Source organism: Paenibacillus sp. NPDC058071 (genome assembly GCF_042885235.1).
Classification (GTDB): Bacteria; Bacillota; Bacilli; order Paenibacillales; family Paenibacillaceae; genus Pristimantibacillus.
Map to the genome: position 1 here is coordinate 143,089 of NZ_JBHVSK010000008.1, position 21,284 is coordinate 164,372.

Genomic DNA, 21,284 nt, shown 5'->3' on the forward strand with positions numbered 1-21,284 from the left:
ATATGAGCGAACTCATGGACCGGATTCATTTGCTTCCACCTGAGAAACGGCAGCAGTTGCTAAGCAAAATAAAAGAAAAGAACAATCGGCAGCCTTCATCCAACATCCCGATTAAGCCGCTGCCACGCGATAATCGCGGCCATTCTTTCCCGCTATCCTACTCACAACAACGGCAATGGTTTATGTACCAGTGGGAGCCGGAAAACCCGTCCTATAACATTCCCGCTCTATTCAAACTCCCCTCGCATACGAACATCGATTTGTTGGAGCAATCTATTAATGCGCTTGTGGAACGGCATGAAATTTTGCGCACGACCTATCAAATGGAGCTTGAAGACACTGTACAGGTTGTCCATCCCTTCTCCCCTATCCCCCTGCGGCTACACGATCTCAGCAGTTTGCCGCTAGACGAGCAGAAATACAGGTTAGATGAGCTTGTTCAACAGAAATCCGCCCTGCCTTTTCAGATAGAGAGCGAATGGCCTATTAAAGCGTACCTCTTTGCCTTGCACGGCCAGGAGCTTTATCTTTTGCTCAATATTCACCATATCGCCTGCGATGGATGGTCTCTCGGCATCATCATCAAAGAAGTAGGGACGATCTATGAGGCGCTCAGCAATCATCAGCTCGCAGAACTGCCGCCTTTAGCTATTCAATATGCCGATTTTGCAGTGTGGCAAAAAGAGTATCTCACGGGAGATACGCTGGATTACCATCAGAGCTATTGGCTTGGCAAATTCCAAGGCGAACTGCCGATTCTTGAGCTCCCGACCGATAAACCGCGTCCGCCCGTAAAGAGCACCAATGGCTCTACCGTTATCGCATCGTTGCCCGAAGGCTTCTATAATCGGCTTCAGCAATGGTGCAAAGAAGAAAACGTTACGTTGTATATGATGGCGTTAACAGCCTATTCGATCCTGCTTTATCGCTACACTGGTCAGAAGGATATGATTATTGGCTCGCCTGTCGCCAATCGGAGCAGGGAAGAAATCGAAGGGAACGTCGGCTTTTTTGTCAACACGCTGCCTATTAGGATTCAATTGGATGAAACAGCCACTTTCAAGGAAGCTTTGAAGCAAATTAAACAGCTCTCTCTAGAAGCGCAAGAGCATCAAGACTATCCGCTGGATAAGCTGATTGAGCTGCTTCCGATTGAACGTTCTTTAAGCCATAGCCCGCTGTTCCAAGTCATGTTTATCCATCAAAATATGCATGTCGGGTGGACGGAGTCGCAATCGCAACCATTCTCCATGGAGTTTTGCGGGTCAAACTATACGAATCGTTCTAAATTTGACCTGACCTTCTCCTTTGCCCCGGATAGCCTTCAGGCGGAATACTGCACCGACCTCTTCCATGAAGCGACAATAAACCGAATGCTGGCCCACTTCCTACATTTATTAGAACATGCATGCGCCTCGCCAAACGGGGTCATAGCCGATATGCCGCTTATGTCAGCGGAAGAGAATCGGCAGCTGCTTGAGGATTGGAATCGAACGGACAAACTCTACAACGAAGACTTTCATCTGATCAAGCGCATTGAGGAACAGGTGGCCAAGCGTTCAAATCATCCGGCTCTAGTGTTCGAGGGAGCTTCGCACACCTATCTGGATATGAATAATCGCGCCAATCGAATCGCCCATTATTTGCGCGAGCAAGGAATCGGGCCTGATAAAACGGTAGGCATATTCCTCGAACGAAGCGCCGATTTTGTTATAGCTATGCTGGCCGTGTTAAAGGCCGGCGGAGCTTATGTGCCGCTTGACCCTACGTATCCGGCCGAGCGTCTGACGCACATGATTAGACAGTCCGCCATGGGGATCGTTCTGACACAGGAGAAGCTGTCAAAGGATATCCCGGCTGAACCGGTTGCGGTTGTCGAGCTTGATGGAGCGCGGCATCGCCAGCTCATCGAGCAGTGCAACGACGAAAATCCGGCGATACAATCAGAACCTCACCAGCTCATGTATACGGTATTTACTTCAGGCACGACCGGGACGCCTAAAGGCGTTGCCGTCGAATATCGGCAATTCCACAATTATATTCAAGGGCTGTTGCAGCGATTAAATATTCAGGAACCGTTCAACTATGCTATGGCCTCTACCTTAGCAGCCGATCTCGGCACAACAAATGTGTTCGGAGCGTTATGCACGGGAGGCACGCTTCACGTTTTATCGTATGACTTATCATGCGATCCCGACGGCGTAGCCGACTATTTCCAAGCCAATGCTGTTGATATCATGAAGGTTGTGCCCAGCCACTTCGAAGTGTTAATGGAAGCCAGCCAGCCTGCGCATGTGATCCCGCGCAAGCTTTTAATTTTAGCCGGTGAAGGATTAAGCTGGGAAACGGTACGGAAAATCAAAAGACTCCGGCCGGACGTAGCGATCCAGAACCACTACGGGCCAACGGAAACGACCGTATCCGCCTTCGCCTATCCCCTGACAGACGATCTCGTGCAGCAGGAGCACGGCTCCAATACGGTGCCGATCGGTTTTCCTTTCGGCAATGTCAAAAGCTATATTCTAGATCCTCATATGCACCCCGTTCCGGTAGGCGTACCGGGAGAATTATATATTGGCGGCCAAGGCGTCGCGCGCGGGTATTTGAACAATCCAGAGCTTACGGATACAAGGTTTGTTCCCAACCCGTTCTCGGACGAGGAAGGGGCCAGGCTGTACCGAACCGGCGACCGTGTCCGTTATATGCCGAATGGAGCGGTTGAAATTGTAGGGCGAATGGATCGCCAGATTAAGCTTCGCGGGTTTCGAATCGAGCTCGGGGAGATTGAATCCGTCATTACTTCCGTTCCTTCCGTTACCGACGCCGCCGTCTTGCTGAAGGATACAGGCAAAGAGAAGAAGATCGTTGCCTACGTCGTGTTTGCCCCCTATACCGAAGCGGAACAGCCGCTTGTTGAGTTGAAAACGCGACTCAAGAACAAGCTGCCGGAGTATATGGTCCCGAACCACATCATCGCCTTGGATGCTCTCCCGTTAAACGCCAACGGCAAAGTAGATGTGAATCTGCTGTCCTCTATGGAATTGCTGGTGCAGGCAGCGGACCCCAATGCCGCACAGCCGCAGAGCGCTACAGAATGGCGAATTTGGGAAGTATGGAAAGAAATATTGGACCTTGAAGCCATCGGATTGGACGATAACTTTTTTGATCTGGGCGGAGAATCGTTTAAGGCGCTGAAGGTTGTCAGGCGCTTAGGAGATTGGATCGGCATTATGGATTTTTTCAAAAATCCGACCATTCGTTCCTTAGCGGCCTACCTCGATCAAGGGAAACCGTCGGAGCGTCATTTGCTCCATAAGCTGACGAGACATTCCTTCTCAGCAGCGAACACATCCACTGTTTCTTTCGTTTGCGTTCCCTATGCCGGGGGAAGCGCGATCACCTATCAGCCCCTTGCCGTACAAATGCCAGCTGACATCGAATTATATGCCTTGGAGCTTCCGGGCCATGACTACAGCCGCAAGGAGGATGAGCTCCTGCCCCTTGAGGAGGTTGCCATTCAATGCGTAGAGGAAATAAGGAAGACGATTAAAGGGCCGATTGCCTTATACGGGCATTGTGTCGGTGGCGCTTTAACGATTGCCATCGCCAGAGTGCTGGAGAGGGAGAATCTCCCGCTTCAAGGCGTCTATCTCGGGGGAACCTTCCCCGTTGCCCGCATTCCGGGCCGGTTGTTCAACTTATACTCGAAGCTGTTCCCTACCGATCGCAGCATGTCCAATAAAACCTATCACGCGTTTCTGAAGGCGCTGGGCGGATTTACGGAAGTGGAGGATCAAGAGGAACGGGATTTTATGATTCGCTGCCTGCGGCATGATGCCAGAGAAAGCGAAAACTATTACACCTTGGCCTACGCTGACAAGCAATCGCCAAAGCTAAGCTGTCCGATCACATGCATCGTCGGCGAGAAGGATCGGGCAACCGAGCTTTACGAGGAGCGATACAGAGAGTACGAGTATTTCAGCGATCAGGTCCATCTCGCCGTCATTCCCCAGGCGGGGCATTACTTTATTAAACATCAGGCGGACCAATTGAGCCGGTTGATCCAAGATTCGATTAGCAACAAAGAGGCTGGCGATGAGGCAGCATCGGCATCGGAATCTGAGTCCCGTCCGCAGCAGAAAAAGAAAGCTATTCCTAACTTGAGCATGTTTTTCGCTGTCATTTTCGGACAATTGCTATCGATTTTAGGCTCGGGCTTGACCGGCATTGCCGTCGGGGTATGGGTCTTCTCGCAAACCGGCTCCGTAGCCGACTTTGCGGCGATCTCCTCGGCCTCGCTAATACCCGGCATTCTTTGCCTGCCTATTGCAGGAGCCATTGTCGATCGCTATGACCGGCGGCTCGTTATGCTGTTCAGCGATGTATTTATGGCGCTTCCCATTATCGTGCTAGCGGTGCTGATGGCGACGGGCACGCTGCAGGTTTGGCATATCTATGTGACGACAGCAGTCGGCTCCATTGCGAGATCCTTCCATCGGCCTGCGTTCATAGCCGCCATTGCGCAAATCATTCCTAAGCAGTATTTGGGCCATGCTAACGGGATCGTCCAGCTCGCTACTTCATCGAGCGAAATGATCGCCCCGCTCATTGGGGTTGCGCTTTACACGATGATCGGGATGACCAATATCTTTATCCTCGACCTGGTTAGCTTCGTGTTTGCCATTACGACGCTTGCTCTCGTTCGCTTCCCTAATACGTTGTTCCATCGAAGAGAGGAATCGTTTGGAAAAGAGGTTATCATGGGCTGGAAATTTATCGTAAAACGGCCTGGAATGCTTTACATGATCGCTTTTTTCTTGGTAGGCAACATCTTTTTCGGCTTGGCCACGGTGCTCATTCAGCCGCTCGTTCTCTCCTTTGGAACAGCAGAGAATCTGGCTATGGTAACGACGCTGGGCGCCGTTGGAGCTATGGCAGGGGGACTTGTCATGAGCCTTTGGGGCGGTACGAAGCGGATGGCGACAGGTATGGTCGGTTTTGTCATCCTGGAAGGATTGTTTATGATGCTAACCGGGCTTCGTCCCAACATCACGCTTACGGCCATAGGGATCTTCGGCATTTGGTTCTCCGTCACGCTCGTGAATACGCACTGGCAATCGCTCATACAGACGAAGGTCGGACTGGAGCTTCAGGGCCGGGTATTGGCGACGAATCAGATGATTGCGATGTCCAGTATGCCTATAGGTTACTTGATTGCCGGGATGCTCGCCGACTCGGTATTTGGCACAGCGATGAATCCGGGAGGCGCGCTTGCCGATGTTCTCGGCCCTCTGATCGGCGTAGGTCCCGGCCGCGGCATCGGCTTGCTGATCCTATGCGTCGGCGTTTTCGTGACCATCTGGTCCATTATCGGCTTCAACTTCAAGCCGCTTCGTTATATGGAGGATAAGCTTGAGGATGCTATACCTGATGCCATTATCGAGGACCGCGACGCTCTGCAAGCGCGGCTGGATCGGCAGATCAGGAACGAGTTGCAAACGGAAGGCCAGCGATCGCTGGGAGTTTAGCTTTGGATTAAAAAGGAGGAGCCTCCAATCCACTTTAATAGTGGTTTTGGAGGCTCTTTCACACCATTTAGAGCTTCTTTATATAAGAAAGATCGGCTCAAGTTTTAAATCAGTACTTTGACGGAAACGGAGAATAAAGCGAAGGGGCAGAGGGATTCTGGAGAAACGGCAGTGGTCGCTTTTAAAGCATGATTCCTACCGGAGACAACTATTGAATAAAGGAATCAGGCTTTAATGGCGATCGCAAGAACCCTCTGCCCCGCAGCGTCCCCTCTCCTTAAAGTCACGCGCTGATTTCAGTTTTGAACCGAAACATTCTCACCATTCAACCTGATCGACTCGCATGTTTTTATAATAATACTCTCTATCGTTTTCCGTTATTTCACGAAGCACCTTGCACGGATTGCCGACGGCAATAACGTTGGCCGGTATATCCTTCGTGACCACGCTTCCGGCACCAATGACGCTTCCCTTTCCGATCGTTACGCCGGGCACGATGATAGCGCCGCTTCCGATCCATACACCATCCTCAATTAACACTGGCAGCGCGAACATTCCGCCTTCTTTGCGCACGTCAGGGTGCAAGGGATGGTTCGTTACGGCAATCGTCACGTTCGGCCCAAACATGACGTTGTCGCCAATCGTCACTTTATAATCATCAACAACTGTCAGGTTAAAGTTAATATAGACGTTGCTGCCGACTGTCGTATTCGAGCCGTAGGCCATGCGAATCGGGGGCTCCATCCAAACCTTCTCCCCCATGCTGCCAAACAGCTCTCTCATCAAATTTGTCCGCGTTTCAATATCGTCCGGGTGCAGCCGATTAATCTCGAAGCACAGCGCTTTACCGCGCTGGCGAGCCTTCGCCAATTCGGCGGCTTCCTCCGGGTAGTTAGGGTCCGTATCCGTAAACAATTGGACGCTAGCCATTCTTTCTCTAATGTTCATCTACGATCTCTCCTTTATTTTCATTCGGAATCAGCTTGCTTGAGCCATATCCCGCGTAATATTTTTTAACCACTTGTATTGCCGGTAGCGTATTAATGCCACAGGCAGCTTCATCATTTCGTCCAAACAGATGACAGCATATATCCATATTGGAGGCAGATGCCACACAAAAGCACTCATATACCCGAGCGGTAAAATGACGCCCCACATAACAATAGCGTCGCACCAAAATCCGAACCGGGAGTCGCCGCCTGCGCAAAATATCCCGCCGATAGTCGTGGAGTTAATAGACTTGGCAATGCAATAATAAGCGCATATAAGCAGCATTCCATTCAAATCGCTCTGGGCTTGAGCATTCAGGTTCACAACTTGCAAGACGACCGGTTTGATCAGCAAAATGGTTGCTCCTGCGAGGACGCCAAATACGAGAGCATACGCGTTCATCCTATTTCCTGCTCTCTTGGCCCTCTCGATATCGCCGTTTCCGAGATACTTGCCAATCAGTACAGATCCTCCGCTCGCAATACCGCCGCATAAGACGATAGCCAAGTTTTTGACCACCGATGCGACAGAATTTGCCGCCACCATATCTGCGCTGACATGTCCAATAATGGCTGCCGTTGCCGTTAATGCACAGCCCCAGACGATATAGTTTCCTTGAACCGGCAAAGTGTAATTCATGAAATCTTTAAGCAAATGACGAGGAATCGCCGCATCGCGCAAAGGAATAATAAACTTAATATCACCCCTGGCGGAATGAACCATGCAACAGCCGAATTCGATGAAACGCACCAGTACAGTCGATAAAGCAACCGCCACAATCGCCTTCTCCGGCATGCCTGGATAAACAACAAATATGAAAAGTGCATTGAGCAGAATGTTCAAAATTAGGCATAGTGAGCTTATCCATGCGCTAAAACGTGCGTTTTCCATGCTTCTTAACACAGTGAAGTACATTTGCGAAATTCCTGTTATTAGATAAGAGAATGAAATGACGCGCAGAAAGCTCGAGCCATACCGAATGAGCTCCATGTCATTTGTGAAAAAACCCATGAGCCGACCAGGCATAGACAGCGATATTGCAAAAAAGATCAAAGATACGATAAACGTACAGATGCACCCTATACTCAGGACGCGTTCAATGGTCTTTAGATCTTTCTTCCCCCAATACTGGGCGGCGAGAATACCCGCTCCTGTCGTCAATCCCATATAAAATAAAGTTAATACAAAGGTGATCTGGCCAGCCAACGATACAGCAGACATAGCGGATTGGCTGATGAAGCCTAACATCACTACATCAACCGTCATGACCAATGCGGAGATCAGGTTTTGCAAGGCGATCGGTATGACAAGGCCGACTAATTGGCGATTGAAGCTTTTTTCATTTTCGCTAGCCAAGTGCAAGCTGCCTGGCATGACTGATTGCCTCCCTCCCTCTGATCATGATATAAAAATAGTTCATTTTTATATTGCATGCCATCAAAATTGACTATAATAATATCAAAATCGTCTCAAAGGCAAGGAGCGCTATAGGATGCAATTAGATGTGTTTTCGGATTTGTCCGAGCGATTGAACTATAATCTGTCCAATTTTCAGCTGTATGTAAGGAAGGGAAGGCTGCTCCATTTCGATAAATTCGCCGCGGCGTGTCATTGGCATCCTGATCTGGAGTTCATTTCGGTGCTGGATGGGCATATGCATTTTTTTGTGAATGGAGAGACGGTACGTTTAGACAAAGGGCAAGGGATTTTTGTGAGCAGCAAACGATTGCATTACGGCTTTTCCTCCGATTCGACGGACTGTACCTATATTGTGGTCGCCGTTCATCCTTCATTGCTTGGACAAGAAGGTTGGATCGGCAAAGAATATTGGGAAGAGAAGTTTGGCATACATGCAAATGACTTTATCGTGTTCTCCGATCAAACGGACTGGCACCAGGAAGTTCTATTGATGATTAACCGGCTTTACGATGAGATGGACAGCCCAAAGAGAAATCCTCTCCGCTTACTATCGTCAGCCATGGCTTTGTGCGCAATTATTGGAGATCATATGGAAGCAAAGAAAGAAAACATGGCAAAGGATCAATCTTGGACGTCGGTGTGGAAGATGACAGCGTTCATTCATGATCATTATGAAAACAAAATCACGCTTGAAGATATTGCAGCAGCAGGCGCTGTAAGCAGAAGCCGATGCTGCGACTTGTTCGGAAGATTTGTAGGACAATCCCCGAACGCCTATCTAGTCAGATACCGTATCCAAAAAAGCTGTGAAATGCTGCTCGAGACCGACAGAACGGTCAGTGAGATCGCTTTATGTTGCGGCTTTCAAAGCGCGAGTTATTTCACTTATGTTTTTCGCAAGGAGCTGGGAATCGTCCCTCATGATTACCGCAAGCAGCCTCGCAGGCTTAGTTAGTCAAATTCAACGCGATCAAATAAAAACGAAAAAGCGACCGGCTGCGGTCGCTTTTTCATTGAAGCTTAATAAAGAGTATTCGCTGCCTCAGGTGTAAAAGGAATCAATTCGTCCGTACGGCCATCCCGTATTTTGCTTGCCCAAGCAGGATCACTCAATAATTGCCGACCCACGGATACCAGATCAAACTCCTCCCGCTCAAGCCGTGCGATTAGCCCGTCGTTATGAAGGTTATCCTTCCCTGCTGCAAAGTAGTCTTCATCCAGTCCGACCGATCCAACGGTAATTGTCGGTTTACCCGTCAGCTTCTTGGTCCATCCGGCCAGATTCAGATTAGAGCCTTCGAACTCAGGCTCCCAGAAACGGCGAGTCGAGCAGTGGAAAATATCGACGCCGGCCTCTGACAAAGGCGCTAGAAACTGTTCCAGCTCCTCAGGCGTTTCAGCCAATTTCGCTGTGTAATCCTTCAGCTTAAATTGCGAGAACCGCAGCACGATTGGAAAATCCTCTCCGACGGCTTGGCGGCATGCTTCGATAACCTCCACAGCGAATCGAGTGCGAGCTACAATGTCACCGCCGTATTTGTCGGTGCGCGGGTTCGTTTTTTTCCAGAAGAATTGGTCAATCAAATAGCCGTGCGCTCCGTGAAGCTCGATACCGTCGAACCCAAGACGCTTAGCTTCGGATGCCGCCTGTGCGAAGGCTTCGACGATGGCTGCGATTTCCGATTCCGTGTAATCGCTGACATGGTCTTTCGTTCCCATATGCCAAATCTGCGGGATGATTCGTCCGCCTGCTTCGTGTACCGCTTCTACAACATTCGCCCAACCGTTTAATGCTGCCTCGCCATAAAAGTGCGGTACATTTTCTAGATTCGACGAATCCGGATGATTGACGATCGTGCCTTCCGTTATGATAAGTCCAACGCTGTTTTCAGCTCTGCGACGATAATAGTCGACCACATTCGAGCCAGGAACTCCGCCCGGAGAAAATTGTCTCGTCATCGGCGGCATCACGATACGATTGTTCAACGTATTTTTCCCGAACGCGAATGGTTTAAACAAAGATTGAATGGATGGTGAATGACTCATAATAATAACCTCCAAATAAGTAGAATAGTATTTCAAGACCGAAATCAGCGCTTGACTTGAATGAGGGGAAGCGTTGCGGGTCAGAGGGTTCTTCCGATCGCCATTAAAGCCTGATTCCTTTATTTGATAGTGGTTTACGGTAGGAATCATGCTTTAAAAGCGACCACTTTCGTTTCTCCAGAATCCCTCTGACCCTCCACTTTTTCTCTTTTTCCGTCAAGCACTGATTTTAAGTTTGAGCCGAAATAATATTGTAGTTGACGTTAAACTTTAGGGAACGATCGTTCTAGAAAAGACATACGCCTTTATTTCGTAGGGAGAAATAGCTATTCGCTTTCGGCTTGCGGTTTGTAATGAGTTCTTTTGGGAACGATCATTCTAATAATCTGAAAAAAAGGAGTTATACTCGTTATTTTTGTAAAAATTTCATGGATAGGTTGGCTACACGATGTAGTTTTTCTTTAGCAGCCGAAGTTCTTGCAAGCACTCTTATTCCAACCAATGCGTTATGCATATATTCCGCTAATTCCTCGGCATCGTAGTCCGTGGTGAATTCACCGTCACGCTGCCCCCAAGCAATAATTTCTTTTAGTTGCTGCTCTGCCATTGAAAATAATTTGTTCGCCTTCGAATCCACATCAGCGTCGCGCGTTGCTAATTCCACCGCCGAATTCACCATCAAACAGCCGGGCGGCACGCCCTCTTCTGTCTCTAAACGAATCATAGTGTCTACGATAAACTGCAGAGCTTCCGTTGCATTCTTGGAATGTTTCACAACGCTTGTATACTTGTCGCCGAATTTGTCGCCATAACGGTCCATCGCTTTCAGAAACAGCGTATGCTTATCGCCAAATGTGTCATACAAGCTTCTGCGATGGATTCCCATATGCTCGACCAGGTCGGTCATGGAAGTCTTCTCGTAACCTTGTTCCCAAAAGAGTCTCATCGCTTTTTCCAAAACCGCAGACTCTTCGAACTCTTTGCTTCTAGCCATTTCATTCCCTCCTGTCGTCAATATAACACATTGAGAACGATCAGTAAAGAAAGCGAAATAACTTCTTACACCTGTCTACAAACAAATATATCTAGAATGGTCATTTTTACCAGAAAGTGATATAATATACCTATCTGGATAGAGAGGGCCCATTCATGTTATCGTTCACACTATACCATGGTAATACTGAATTCGTAATCGATCAAATCATTTCAGCCCAATCATTATTGCCATCTTTCATATCATCGGGAGACAATCATTATTTGGGCGATGGTTATTACTTCTACCATGATGAAGTACAGGCAAGAGTTTGGGCTAACATGAAGGTAACTAGAAATGAAAACTATAAGAATGAAAATTGGGCTGTTCTGAAATGTATCGTTTATCTAAACGAAGAAAATTACATGGATCTCGATTTGAGGGAAAATCAAGATTTTTTCTTCCAAGAGATGCATCGTTTAAAATTAGAGCTTGAGAAGAAGCAAATTAATATTAAAGATTACAATGATGCCTTCATGTGCAATCATCTATCAAATATTCTCGCTTTAGATATGCTGTCTAAAACTTTCCCGTACAAAGATAAAAAAGACAATTTCCCGCCGTTTTTTTCGAATCAGAAAAGTAAACCTTATGGTATCACTAGACACTTTCGTACAGAAAAACAATACTGCATCGTTTCACCACGTATCGCAACACATTTTGAAAAGGTAGCCCGTGGGGAATCCGTGAATAATCGAGGTGACTACAATGAGTAATACAAGAAGATGGAAGGATATAATGGACTTTTATTATTCGGATTTAAACTCTAATTTTTTAAAATCCGATCTTCAATCTGCGGGCTTTACCATTGAAGGCGAAGACAATCTCAAAGATCAGCAGACTGCTCTCGAAGATTTAAATCTTTCAGTAAAAGAAGTTGCGGCTGCCTATGATAGCACACCAAAAACCCTTCCCATTTATATTGATAAAAAAGGGCGCCATTATGAGATTTTGATTAAACCTCCTCTTAAAGGCTAATACTAGATTACTAGTATTAGCTCAAGAGGAGGTTTTTTTTGTGGGAAACACTAACAAAAAAATTGCGGCATGGAAAAGCAAAATGGACACTTATTACAAATCAACATCAAAGAAAAAACTGATTAAGGATTTAGTTAAAGCAGGCTTTAAGGTGAAGCGATAAGAATGACAAGTCATCCAATTAAACTTTCAAATCAGAGCAAGAAAAAGCGTCCCTCCACTGCTATTTTCCGCTTAATAATGGGCGCAAACTTTAAATCAGTGCTTGACTGAAAAGGAGAAAAAGCGAAGGGGCAGAGGGATTCTGGAGAAACGGCAGTGGTCGCTTTTAAAGCATGATTCCTACCTCAAACCTCTATTAAATAAAGGAATCAGGCTTTAATGGCGATCGGAAGAACCCTCTGACCCGTAGCGCTCTCACTCCCTGGAAGTTAAGCACTGATTTCGGTTTTGAGCCAATTAAAGAATGCGAAAAAGCGACCGGTTAAGGTCGCTTTTTCCAACGATGTTATCGATCATGACTTACACCAAATCGATGTTATTTCTTCCAGCTTTCGACTCCCGTTTCGAACTGCTCGAATGGATGAGCAACCGAAGCTTCCATAATGTCTGAGTAATACTCATGGCTTGTCGGAACATCGCTCCACTTCACGCCTGCTTCGACATGCCATGGTTTACGATCTTGCAGCCGGTTGAAGATCCGAACAACCTCTACCCTCGTAATTGGCTGGTTCGGATTGAACTTCTGGTCGTTAAAATCGAACAGCAGGCCTTGCTTCTCCACTGTTGCAATCGCTTTTTCCGCCCAGTGTCCTGTTACGTCCGTGTAGGAGCTTTCCTTCACGACGTCCCATTTGTACAAATTCGTCAGCAATTGCGCGAATTCCGCTCGCGTAATCTGTTTCTTCGGATCGAACGTATTTTTGCTAGTGCCGACCATCCATTTATTATTAGTGGCAGTTGCGATTGCGTCAGCCGCCCAATATTTTGCGCTCACATCCGAATACGTTACTTTCTTGGCATTCGCTGTTGGCGTGTACAGGCGGGATAAAATCGTAGCGATCTCCGCTCGTACAATGCCGCGATTCGGCCCGAACGTGCCGTCAGGATAGCCAATCATATAAGGGCTATGATTGCCGGAGGCTTTCGCTTTCGGCTGCGCCGAGAAGCTGAATTTCACGATCGTTTCGCCGACATGAATGACTCCGCCTTTAATATAGCTGTCATCCCCAAATTTCTCATCACGCTTATCATTGCGGCTGTCAAAAATGACGTAACCATCCTTCTCGCCTAAGAAATAGTAATCGCCGTTCGCATAAACCATCCAGCCGTATTCACCGCTGTCCGAGCTGATTTGCGGGTTGTGGTTTTTATTCGGCGCGAAGTCCGGCAGTTCAGGCAGATTAACGAGCGTTCCAGGCACTCTGCCCTTGGAGCGGTTCAGCTCTGTATCCGCCCAATACAGCTTCATATTCACGCCTGCAACAGGCTGATTCGTGATCGTATCCAGAATCGTGCCGTATGGATCGACCAAATCAACCGCCAAGCTTGCATTCCCGTTGCTGTCAACGATCAGCTTGCCTGCGGGACCGGCCAGTTTTTCGCCATTTGGAGCAATCACGTTCAACGATAATTTATATTCGCCGGCAGGAAGCTTCGGAAGCGTGAAGCTTCCATCTGCATTCATGACAATGCTCGGCACATCCAGCACTTGGCCGTTTGCCGACTTGATTTTGCCCGATACTTTCAAGCTGTCTCCGACTAGCTTCGTGATTTTCTCTTGTACGACTTGACCGCCGTTTGCTTTATCCGAAACCGTCACTTTCGTATTCATTGTAGGCTGGTCTACTACAGGCGGTGTAGAAGGCACATAAGGCGCAGTCGGCGTAACCGTAACAACATTAGACACGCCTGCATAGTGGCCCGATTCAATAGTTAAACGGATATGATACGTCGTTCCATTGGTTAATCCAGTTACAGTAGCGCTCGTCGAAGTGGCATCCAACGGCGCAGTCGTCGTTGCCGGTGTGAAGTTGATGCCATCTACCGATTGTTCAACGACGATATTCGTCGCCCCCGTCAAAGCAGGGAAGCTCAGCGTCGCTTGGTTATTTCCTGCAGCAGCAGTCAACGCAGTTAGCTTCTCGGATGGCGAAACTTGAATCGTATTGGATGTGCCTTTGTAAAAGCCCGATTTGACAATCACGCGGAAATGATAAGCTTCACCATTCGTTAAACCGCCTATTGTTGCACTCGTCGAAGTAGCATCCAACGTCTCTAGCGGGCTAACCGGGGTAAAGTTGATACCGTCCGTCGATTGCTCAATGACAATATCGCCGTCTGCCGCACCGGTCAACGCCGGGAATTTCAGCGTCACTTGACCGTTCCCAGCATCAACTGACAAAGAGCTTAACGGAGCCGGGGCTGCCGCATTCACATAGACAGTAAAAACTTTTTCGCTCGTAAGTCCGTCTTTGGTGATCGTGGCCTTCAGGTTCACGTATACTCCCGATTGGGACGTAACCGGTCTCGTAACCGTTCCGTCCGGAGCGATGATCGAAGGCTGATCGGAGGACCAGACCGTCGTCACATCGTCGTCCTGCTTCAGCGTAATATTATTTTTTACCGAATTTTTGTTATCTCCGATATTAAAAGTAATATCAGTTGTGTTTTCTGCCTTCTCAATAGCCTGAATCGCTTCTTTATAGTCGGAAATGATTTGTTCCGCGATACGATCGGCGATTTTCAGAATAATATCGGAGATGTCTTGTCCAGAATCTACATGCAATCCGCCTTTGGTAAGCTCGTCGATAAAGCCTTGACTAATGTCCGAATAAACCGAGGCTGTGACTCCAACATATTGTGCTCCGTTGTTATTGAAAGAGTCCTTCAGTTTGGATTGGTTCGGTCCCCCATCCAAGCTCGTTTCAGGATCGTCGCTAATGTTCAAGACATAACGCAAAGGCGAATGCGTCTCCCAAAGGATATCTTCCACCGCTTTGTCTAAAGTCTTGCTCGAGGTGGAGAACAGTCTCATATTGTCAAATGAAAAAATCGAAATGATCCCGCAGCCATGGCTGACATGGCTGACGATCGGACCGAATTCATTGCCGTATACGTCGGAGAGTGTCAGATCTTTAATAATCTGATCCCCGTTATCCCACATATTCAATTTCGTATCCGTTACATTAATTTTAATCGTGTGGTGAGTCGAGTTACCCTTTGTATAGCTTCCGATCTGAGTAACCCCTGTGATCGAGCTCAAAGCTCTATTATTCTCATTATGCAGCGCGGTTGCGTCCACAGCGTTGATTTTGTAGACTCTGATAGCGCCTTGCACGTATAGAATAGCGTAACCGCTTAATTTACCCGCGCTATCGATCTGCGTATTGAATAGAAAGCCTCCGCCCTCCATACTGTGATAATCCACTTTGGATTCATCCATGTCGAAGGTGATAATCTTCTTGCCGGAAGGCGTTCCGCTCGTCAGCATGAAGTCCTTGTAAGCCGGAGAGGTATAACCGTAGAAGGTTAACGTTTTGCCGTTGTTGGATGCTTGAACGTGATTATAATCGGCCGTTTCAACCGATGGAGGAATAATGAAACCGTTATTGATGTACCAACTGTCATAACCGGAATGTACGTGATTTTCTGTCACGGCTGCCGGATTCGCGCTTGCGTCCATAATCGATACATATTTTGGATTTACGCCCTCTGCGGCCAGCTTGGCTTTAACCGCTTCATTTAATTGGGTTTCAAGCTCGCTGGTATCATATGTATTCGCGCCGTCAAAATGATAGTAAACCTCCGCTACCGGCGACAATGCATACGCCATTGACGCATTCGTCACGATTAATAGAAAAGCCACTGTCATTGCAATTATTCTTTTGTTCATCTGATTCACCCATCCTGTAAGATTAGCAACAATGTCTTGCATTCATTTTCTAGCTAATAACCATACATACCGATAGAACCAATACGACCATCTAAATTAAGCGTGAAGCCTCTTGCAAAACGACACACCCCTCCAGTCTATTTCAGATGTTGCTTTCAACATACCAGAGGCATCTCTCAAAAATCTCTCAAATCTCTCATAAATCGACATGAAAACATTGGTAGTTTTTTGAGAGGCCTATAACGTATGATAGGAGCAATAGGGGTGTGACTAGACATGAAGAAATGGATCGGCTGCTTGGGTGCGGCTTGCGCCTTAATCGCCATTCTCTATATGATTTTTAGCGACCGGGATACAAGCTCTGTCCAGATCAAAGCCGTAGACGGCGTGCTTGATCTGCGAAACCTATCTGATTCTCCGTTTGCATCGCTAGCCGGCGATTGGAAATTTACAGCCGATTCATTCGTCTCTCCGACTGCATTTTCGAAAGAAGCGGATCATGTGCCGGTGCCAGGTCCCTGGAAGCCGAACGTGCAATGGGGCTCTTACCAGCTGATCGTATATTTGCCTGACAACTGGTCCGATATCGGTCTTCGCGTTCGCAACATTTGGTCTGCTCATACGATCTACGCCAATGGCGTCATCATTTCGGAAAAAGGAAAAACAGCTGATTCCAAACGCGGAACGATACTGGATAATCCGTCCTATGAAACGTATTTCAAACCGGATGACCGGCAGCTGCTGCTAACGATTCATGCATCGAATTTCTACAATGCGAGAGGCGGCATCGTCCTGCCCATCGATATCGGCAACGCCGAATCGATCAAGAAAGATGTGCAGCGCGATCTTGCTCTGGAAATGGCGGCAATCTTGTGCTTGCTGCTGTTCGGCATGTACCATTTAACGATCTATTTGCTGCGGACGAAGGACGAAGCTTTCTTATATAGCGGATTGTATTTTCTGGTCCTGTCATTCGTCATTATGCTGCGCGGGGAGCGGCTATTTCTGCGAGAGTTTCCGTCATTTTCTAACGAGATTTACTTTCGCCTGCAAGATGCCAGTACATACTTGAGCTCCATCCTGCTGCTTATTTTTATTATCAAAATGATTCCTTCCGTTATGAACCGCAGGACGCTGTACCTGCTTCTGCTTCCGCTTCTGCTCTATACATCCTTAAATGTCATTCTCCCGGCAAGAACCTTGTCGGGCATGCAGTATCCGTTCTTTTACTATATGGATGTGCTTTTCCTGTGCGTTATCGCCCGCATCTTTTATTTAACAATTAAAAACCGGATCTCCATACGACGAAACGAAGCCTTCATTCTGATGTCGATGCTTCTATTTCTAGCCCTCTTCGCAATCAGCGGTTCGTCGGACACCTTGTTCTTCTCCGGCCGCAACGGCTGGAACCGAATCGGATTGATCGGAACCGTCATGGCGATGAACGTCTTTCTCGGCATCCGTCTCATGAATCGAACAGAGGAATCGGAGCAGCTGACCGCTCGCTTGCAGAAAGCAAACGATACGAAGGACGATTTTTTGAAGGTCGCCACGCAAGATTTGCAACGGCCTCTGCATGATGCGGTTCATTTGATTAAGTCGATAACCCGAGAGCAAGATCACCGGAAGCAAGGCGAGCAATTATATTTAGCCGAGCAACTCATCGGCAGCATGGTTTATTTGCTGAGAGATCTGAACGATTTTACTCGCATTCGATTTAATGATTACGCCATTCAGCTTAAATCGACCAATCTGCGGATGGTCATGCTCCATGTTCTTCAGCTGATGCAGCTTACGTTCGCCAAGAAAAAGATTCAGATTAACGAAAAGATTTCGAAACGGCTTTACGTCTGGGCGGACGAGCAGGCGCTAACGCAGGTGCTCCTGCGGATGATGACGGAAATCGCTCACGACACTTCGGAAAATAGCCTGATCATTGAGGCCAGACAGGCCGGAGGGGATGTCCTTCTTCACGTGGCGACAGCCCGCAAGTCCATTACCGCTATCAGGGACCGGCAGCATTCTTCGGGGCTGATGATGACAGTAGAGTTGGTTCAACAAATGAACGGAAGCCTAACGTATGAACGGATGGAGAGAGGTATCCGCTCCACGCTCAAGCTGGCTTTTAGCGAATTCAAAGAACCGGTTACTGTAACGGAGCACGGCTTCCACCTAGAAGCGGCCGCAGCCGCAGAAGAACGAGAGCTGAAGAAGCTTCTCATTGTGGATGACGATGTGATGCACGCCGAAGTGATGCGAGGCATGCTGAGCGACAGCTATAAAATACGGATTGCTTATACGGCTCAAGAAGCGCTCGACTACTATAGCAATCACCCGGATATCGCATTGATGATCATTGACGACATTATTCCGGGCAGCATGAACAGCTTCGAATTGCTGCAGCAAATCCGCATGCAGTCATCTCTAATGGAACTTCCGATTATGATGATGATTTCTTCGGAATATCCGAGCCATATTGAGAAGATCTTTGCTACCGGCGCAAATGATTACATTATCAAGCCTTTTTCGAAAGAGACCTTGATGGCTCGTCTGAACGCCGCCGAGCAAACGAAGCAATCGATGCTGAAAGCGATCGAGTATGAAATGGCGTTTCTGCAAACCCAGATTAAACCGCACTTTTTATACAATGCGCTGAGCAACATTATTTCCTTTTGCTACACGGATGGGGAACGCGCCGCTTATCTGTTGACGATGCTCAGTTCTTTCCTTCGTTATATCTTTGATACGAGCCGGGACGGACAATTCTCTTCTCTTCAGAAGGAGCTGGAGATTATTGAAGCCTATGTAGAGGTGGAGAAAGCCAGGTTCGGGGAACGGCTAACGTTCGCCTATGACATCGACCCGCTCCTTGCCGCGGAGAACATTCGCATTCCCAACTTGCTCTTGCAGCCATTAGTTGAAAACGCGATTCGCCATGGTCTATTCGACAAAGAAGGGCCGGGACATGTGCAAGTTTCGATCTACTCGCAGGAGTCTTTCTTGCACATCCGAGTCACCGATAACGGCGTAGGCATGTCGGCAGAGAAATGTGCGCAATTAATGGAGGGTGGAGCCGCTAATGTCGGCATCGGATTTACCAATGTACGCCGGCGCGTGCATGATCTCACCCAAGGTAGCTTGGAAATTCGCTCCTTGCCGGACAAAGGCACGACCGTTCAATTAATAATTCCGATGAAGGAGGGACAAGACGATGTGGAAAGTGATTCTCGTTGAGGATGAAAAGCCGATACTGGGCCTTCACGCCAGACTGCTGGAAACCTATGGTCCCTTTGAGATTGTAGGCCGCTTCGAATCGCCATTCGATGCTCTGCAGGAGATACCAAAGCTGGAGTTGGACGCGCTGCTGCTCGACATTGAAATGCCGCGAATGACAGGGCTTCAGCTCGCTCAGAGCTTGGTCGAGAACGGGATCGACGTGCCTGTGATCTTCACAACCGCGCACCAGCAATATGCCGTGCAAGCCTTCCGCGTACAAGCGCTGGATTATCTCTTGAAGCCGATGACCCCGAATACGGTCAAGCAGCTGGACGAACGCCTGCAGAAATATTACGGCCAGAAACCGAAGCCGGCCAACAAGAAGGAGCTCTCTGTCCAGCTTTATGGAGAAGCGCACGTAAAGAAAGGAGAGCAGCTTGCAAAATGGCCTACCCGGATCACCGAGGAGCTGTTCTACTATTTCTTGCTTCATGATAATAAATTGTGCTTAAAGTGGAGAATCATTGATGATATATGGCCGAATATGGAGGAAAGCCGGGCGCTCCCTAATCTGTACAATACGATATACCGTATGCGGCAGCTCTTCATGGAGCTGGACGTGCCTATCGTCATCGATCGAATAAACGACGGTTATGTAATGAACACGAACAACAGCGTCATTCTGGAACCGAAGGAAGGTCCGGATGCGCTGCTGCTGGAATCGAAGGGATATTTATGGGCGTATCGTTTGGGGAGTAACTAAAGAGTATCTGAGTCTAGTTTTCATAGGCCTACTCCTTTATCTGTTCGGAAAGCGAAAAATCCACAACCGGAACGGTTGTGGATTTTTCGCATGAAGACGATAGACACAGGAGGGGCTCCCGTTCGACGCTTCCTATTTAGGTTTTAAGCTCCGCTTGGATTGGCGGATGATTCTTCCTTTTCCATTTTCTTTTCAGATAACCAGAGAAACGCACTTCTACAAATTCATAAGAAAAATGCGCGATACCAATTGATAATACAAGCGACAATATGGCATACAAAACAACCGAAAGAGAAGGAGAACCGATTAGCCCGGTCATTTTAGGGACAACAACCTTTAAAGGAAACATCACCATCGTATGCCACATATATAAGCTGTAGCTGATTTTCCCTAAATAGCTCATGAGCCTAGTGCGCAGAATCGAGGATACCAGTCCGGACTCCCTAATAATCGTCATAAAGAACAAGAAGCTTAAAATAAGAGCTGCTGCAAGCGGCTTTTCTAACGTCTGAAAGGAAACGTACATAGCCGCCAAGAAAATAAGGCCATTCAAATAAAAAAACTTATTCGCTTGCCATCTTTGCTTTATCCAATCCTGACTAAAGTACGCGACTACACCTACTGCAAAAAACAGCAAGTCCATCCGATGGTAAACAATAATTGCACAGCAAACGAATAATAGGAGATAAAGAATCGACTTGCCAAGCTTATTCAACTTGGAACTGCGGTAGACGAACCAAACTACACCTGCTACCAGGTAAAAGAACAATTCGTAGCTTAGCGTCCAGGAAACGATCTGTGCAATCGGCAATTGCAGCATCCCCGGCAGGAGCAGGGCATTAGAAATGAAATGCAGCACATAATCTTTCACACCGATTCCGGCCATCCATTTATAATCGATAAATGGCCCGAACGTAAATACGATCAAATGGATCAGCAAAAATACAGGATAAATACGAATAATTCGATTGATCGCAAATTCGCCAAGCGTTCGCTTGTTCAACAGGCTTTGCGTGATAAGATAACCGCTGATTACAAAAAACAAATCTACAGAAATCGGACCAGCATAATGAAGCAAATAGAGCAGATGCTCTTTTGAAGATTCAGTGATGTAACCCTCGATAATGGCCGATCCGTAAATGTGAAAAATAACAACGGAAAGAGCCAACAGCCCTCTTAGTCCCAATAGTGTTTGATTTAAACTCTTCACACTTGCACTCCTAATATGAAATACTTCACTTCACTCTTACTATACTTACAGACTTCAGATTAAGCAAAATAAAATCCTATTCCAATTCCTCTCCCTATAGATTGCACTCCACCTAGTCTTAACCTTACGTTCCCAATAGAATAACTGCCAAAATGCAGTTACTCTCCACTCTTTCAGTCAGAATCGAGGGAATAACTGCAATAAAG

The 21,284-nt window shown here is 47.5% G+C and carries 13 protein-coding genes; 7 read left to right on the forward strand and 6 right to left on the reverse strand.

Annotation, left to right across the window (positions count from 1 at the left end; genetic code table 11):
• Positions 1-2 precede the first annotated feature (2 nt).
• Positions 3-5,528 carry an amino acid adenylation domain-containing protein gene (locus tag ACFVTB_RS15280; RefSeq protein WP_387750539.1) on the forward strand — a complete coding sequence of 1,842 codons (5,526 nt, stop codon included), beginning with the start codon at positions 3-5 and terminating at the stop codon, positions 5,526-5,528.
• Positions 5,529-5,846: 318 nt separating this feature from the next.
• On the opposite strand, the gene ACFVTB_RS15285 is transcribed toward ACFVTB_RS15280, so the two are convergent.
• Entirely contained in the window at positions 5,847-6,476 is a 630-nt protein-coding gene (locus ACFVTB_RS15285; protein ID WP_387750542.1) for a sugar O-acetyltransferase, read from the reverse strand.
• A 30-nt stretch (positions 6,477-6,506) separates the two neighbouring features.
• Positions 6,507-7,892, reverse strand: a complete 1,386-nt coding sequence (locus ACFVTB_RS15290) for an MATE family efflux transporter (RefSeq protein ID WP_387750545.1) — start codon at positions 7,890-7,892, stop codon at positions 6,507-6,509.
• A gap of 118 nt (positions 7,893-8,010) precedes the next feature.
• Here ACFVTB_RS15290 and ACFVTB_RS15295 point away from each other — a divergent pair, with 118 nt between their 5' ends.
• Positions 8,011-8,892, forward strand: coding sequence for a helix-turn-helix transcriptional regulator (locus ACFVTB_RS15295; protein WP_387750548.1), 882 nt, complete (start codon positions 8,011-8,013; stop codon positions 8,890-8,892).
• Positions 8,893-8,957: 65 nt separating this feature from the next.
• Here ACFVTB_RS15295 and ACFVTB_RS15300 read toward each other — a convergent pair whose 3' ends face one another.
• Together ACFVTB_RS15300 and ACFVTB_RS15305 are read right to left on the reverse strand one after the other, a co-directional pair.
• Complete coding sequence (locus ACFVTB_RS15300; RefSeq protein WP_387750551.1) at positions 8,958-9,983, reverse strand: NADH:flavin oxidoreductase; 1,026 nt, start codon at positions 9,981-9,983, stop codon at positions 8,958-8,960.
• A gap of 409 nt (positions 9,984-10,392) precedes the next feature.
• Positions 10,393-10,977, reverse strand: coding sequence for a TetR/AcrR family transcriptional regulator (locus ACFVTB_RS15305; RefSeq protein WP_387750553.1), 585 nt, complete (start codon positions 10,975-10,977; stop codon positions 10,393-10,395).
• Between the two features lie 263 nt (positions 10,978-11,240).
• Here ACFVTB_RS15305 and ACFVTB_RS15310 point away from each other — a divergent pair, with 263 nt between their 5' ends.
• From ACFVTB_RS15310 to ACFVTB_RS15320, 3 genes are read left to right on the forward strand one after another with little or no spacing between them, the layout of a single operon-like run.
• Positions 11,241-11,732: a hypothetical protein gene (locus ACFVTB_RS15310; protein WP_387750556.1), complete on the forward strand. Its 492-nt coding sequence runs from the start codon at positions 11,241-11,243 to the stop codon at positions 11,730-11,732.
• Positions 11,725-11,994, forward strand: coding sequence for a hypothetical protein (locus ACFVTB_RS15315; protein ID WP_387750559.1), 270 nt, complete (start codon positions 11,725-11,727; stop codon positions 11,992-11,994). The genes ACFVTB_RS15310 and ACFVTB_RS15315 overlap by 8 nt, the downstream gene beginning before the upstream one ends.
• Positions 11,995-12,034: 40 nt before the next feature.
• Positions 12,035-12,157 (forward strand): hypothetical protein, encoded by a 123-nt coding sequence (locus tag ACFVTB_RS15320; RefSeq protein WP_387750561.1) that lies wholly within the window; start codon positions 12,035-12,037, stop codon positions 12,155-12,157.
• Between the two features lie 375 nt (positions 12,158-12,532).
• On the opposite strand, the gene ACFVTB_RS15325 is transcribed toward ACFVTB_RS15320, so the two are convergent.
• A complete protein-coding gene (locus ACFVTB_RS15325) occupies positions 12,533-15,889 on the reverse strand; it encodes an S-layer homology domain-containing protein (RefSeq protein ID WP_387750564.1) in 3,357 nt (1,118 codons plus the stop codon).
• Positions 15,890-16,165: 276 nt separating this feature from the next.
• On the opposite strand from ACFVTB_RS15325, the gene ACFVTB_RS15330 reads away from it, so the two are divergent.
• The gene (locus ACFVTB_RS15330; protein WP_387750567.1) at positions 16,166-19,123 is read left to right on the forward strand and encodes a histidine kinase; all 2,958 of its coding nucleotides are present in this window, start codon (positions 16,166-16,168) and stop codon (positions 19,121-19,123) included.
• Entirely contained in the window at positions 19,101-19,868 is a 768-nt protein-coding gene (locus tag ACFVTB_RS15335) for a response regulator (RefSeq protein WP_387750569.1), read from the forward strand. Before ACFVTB_RS15330 ends, ACFVTB_RS15335 begins: the two co-directional genes overlap by 23 nt.
• A 136-nt stretch (positions 19,869-20,004) precedes the next feature.
• On the opposite strand, the gene ACFVTB_RS15340 is transcribed toward ACFVTB_RS15335, so the two are convergent.
• Entirely contained in the window at positions 20,005-21,078 is a 1,074-nt protein-coding gene (locus ACFVTB_RS15340; RefSeq protein WP_387750572.1) for an acyltransferase family protein, read from the reverse strand.
• Positions 21,079-21,284: the final 206 nt, after the last annotated feature.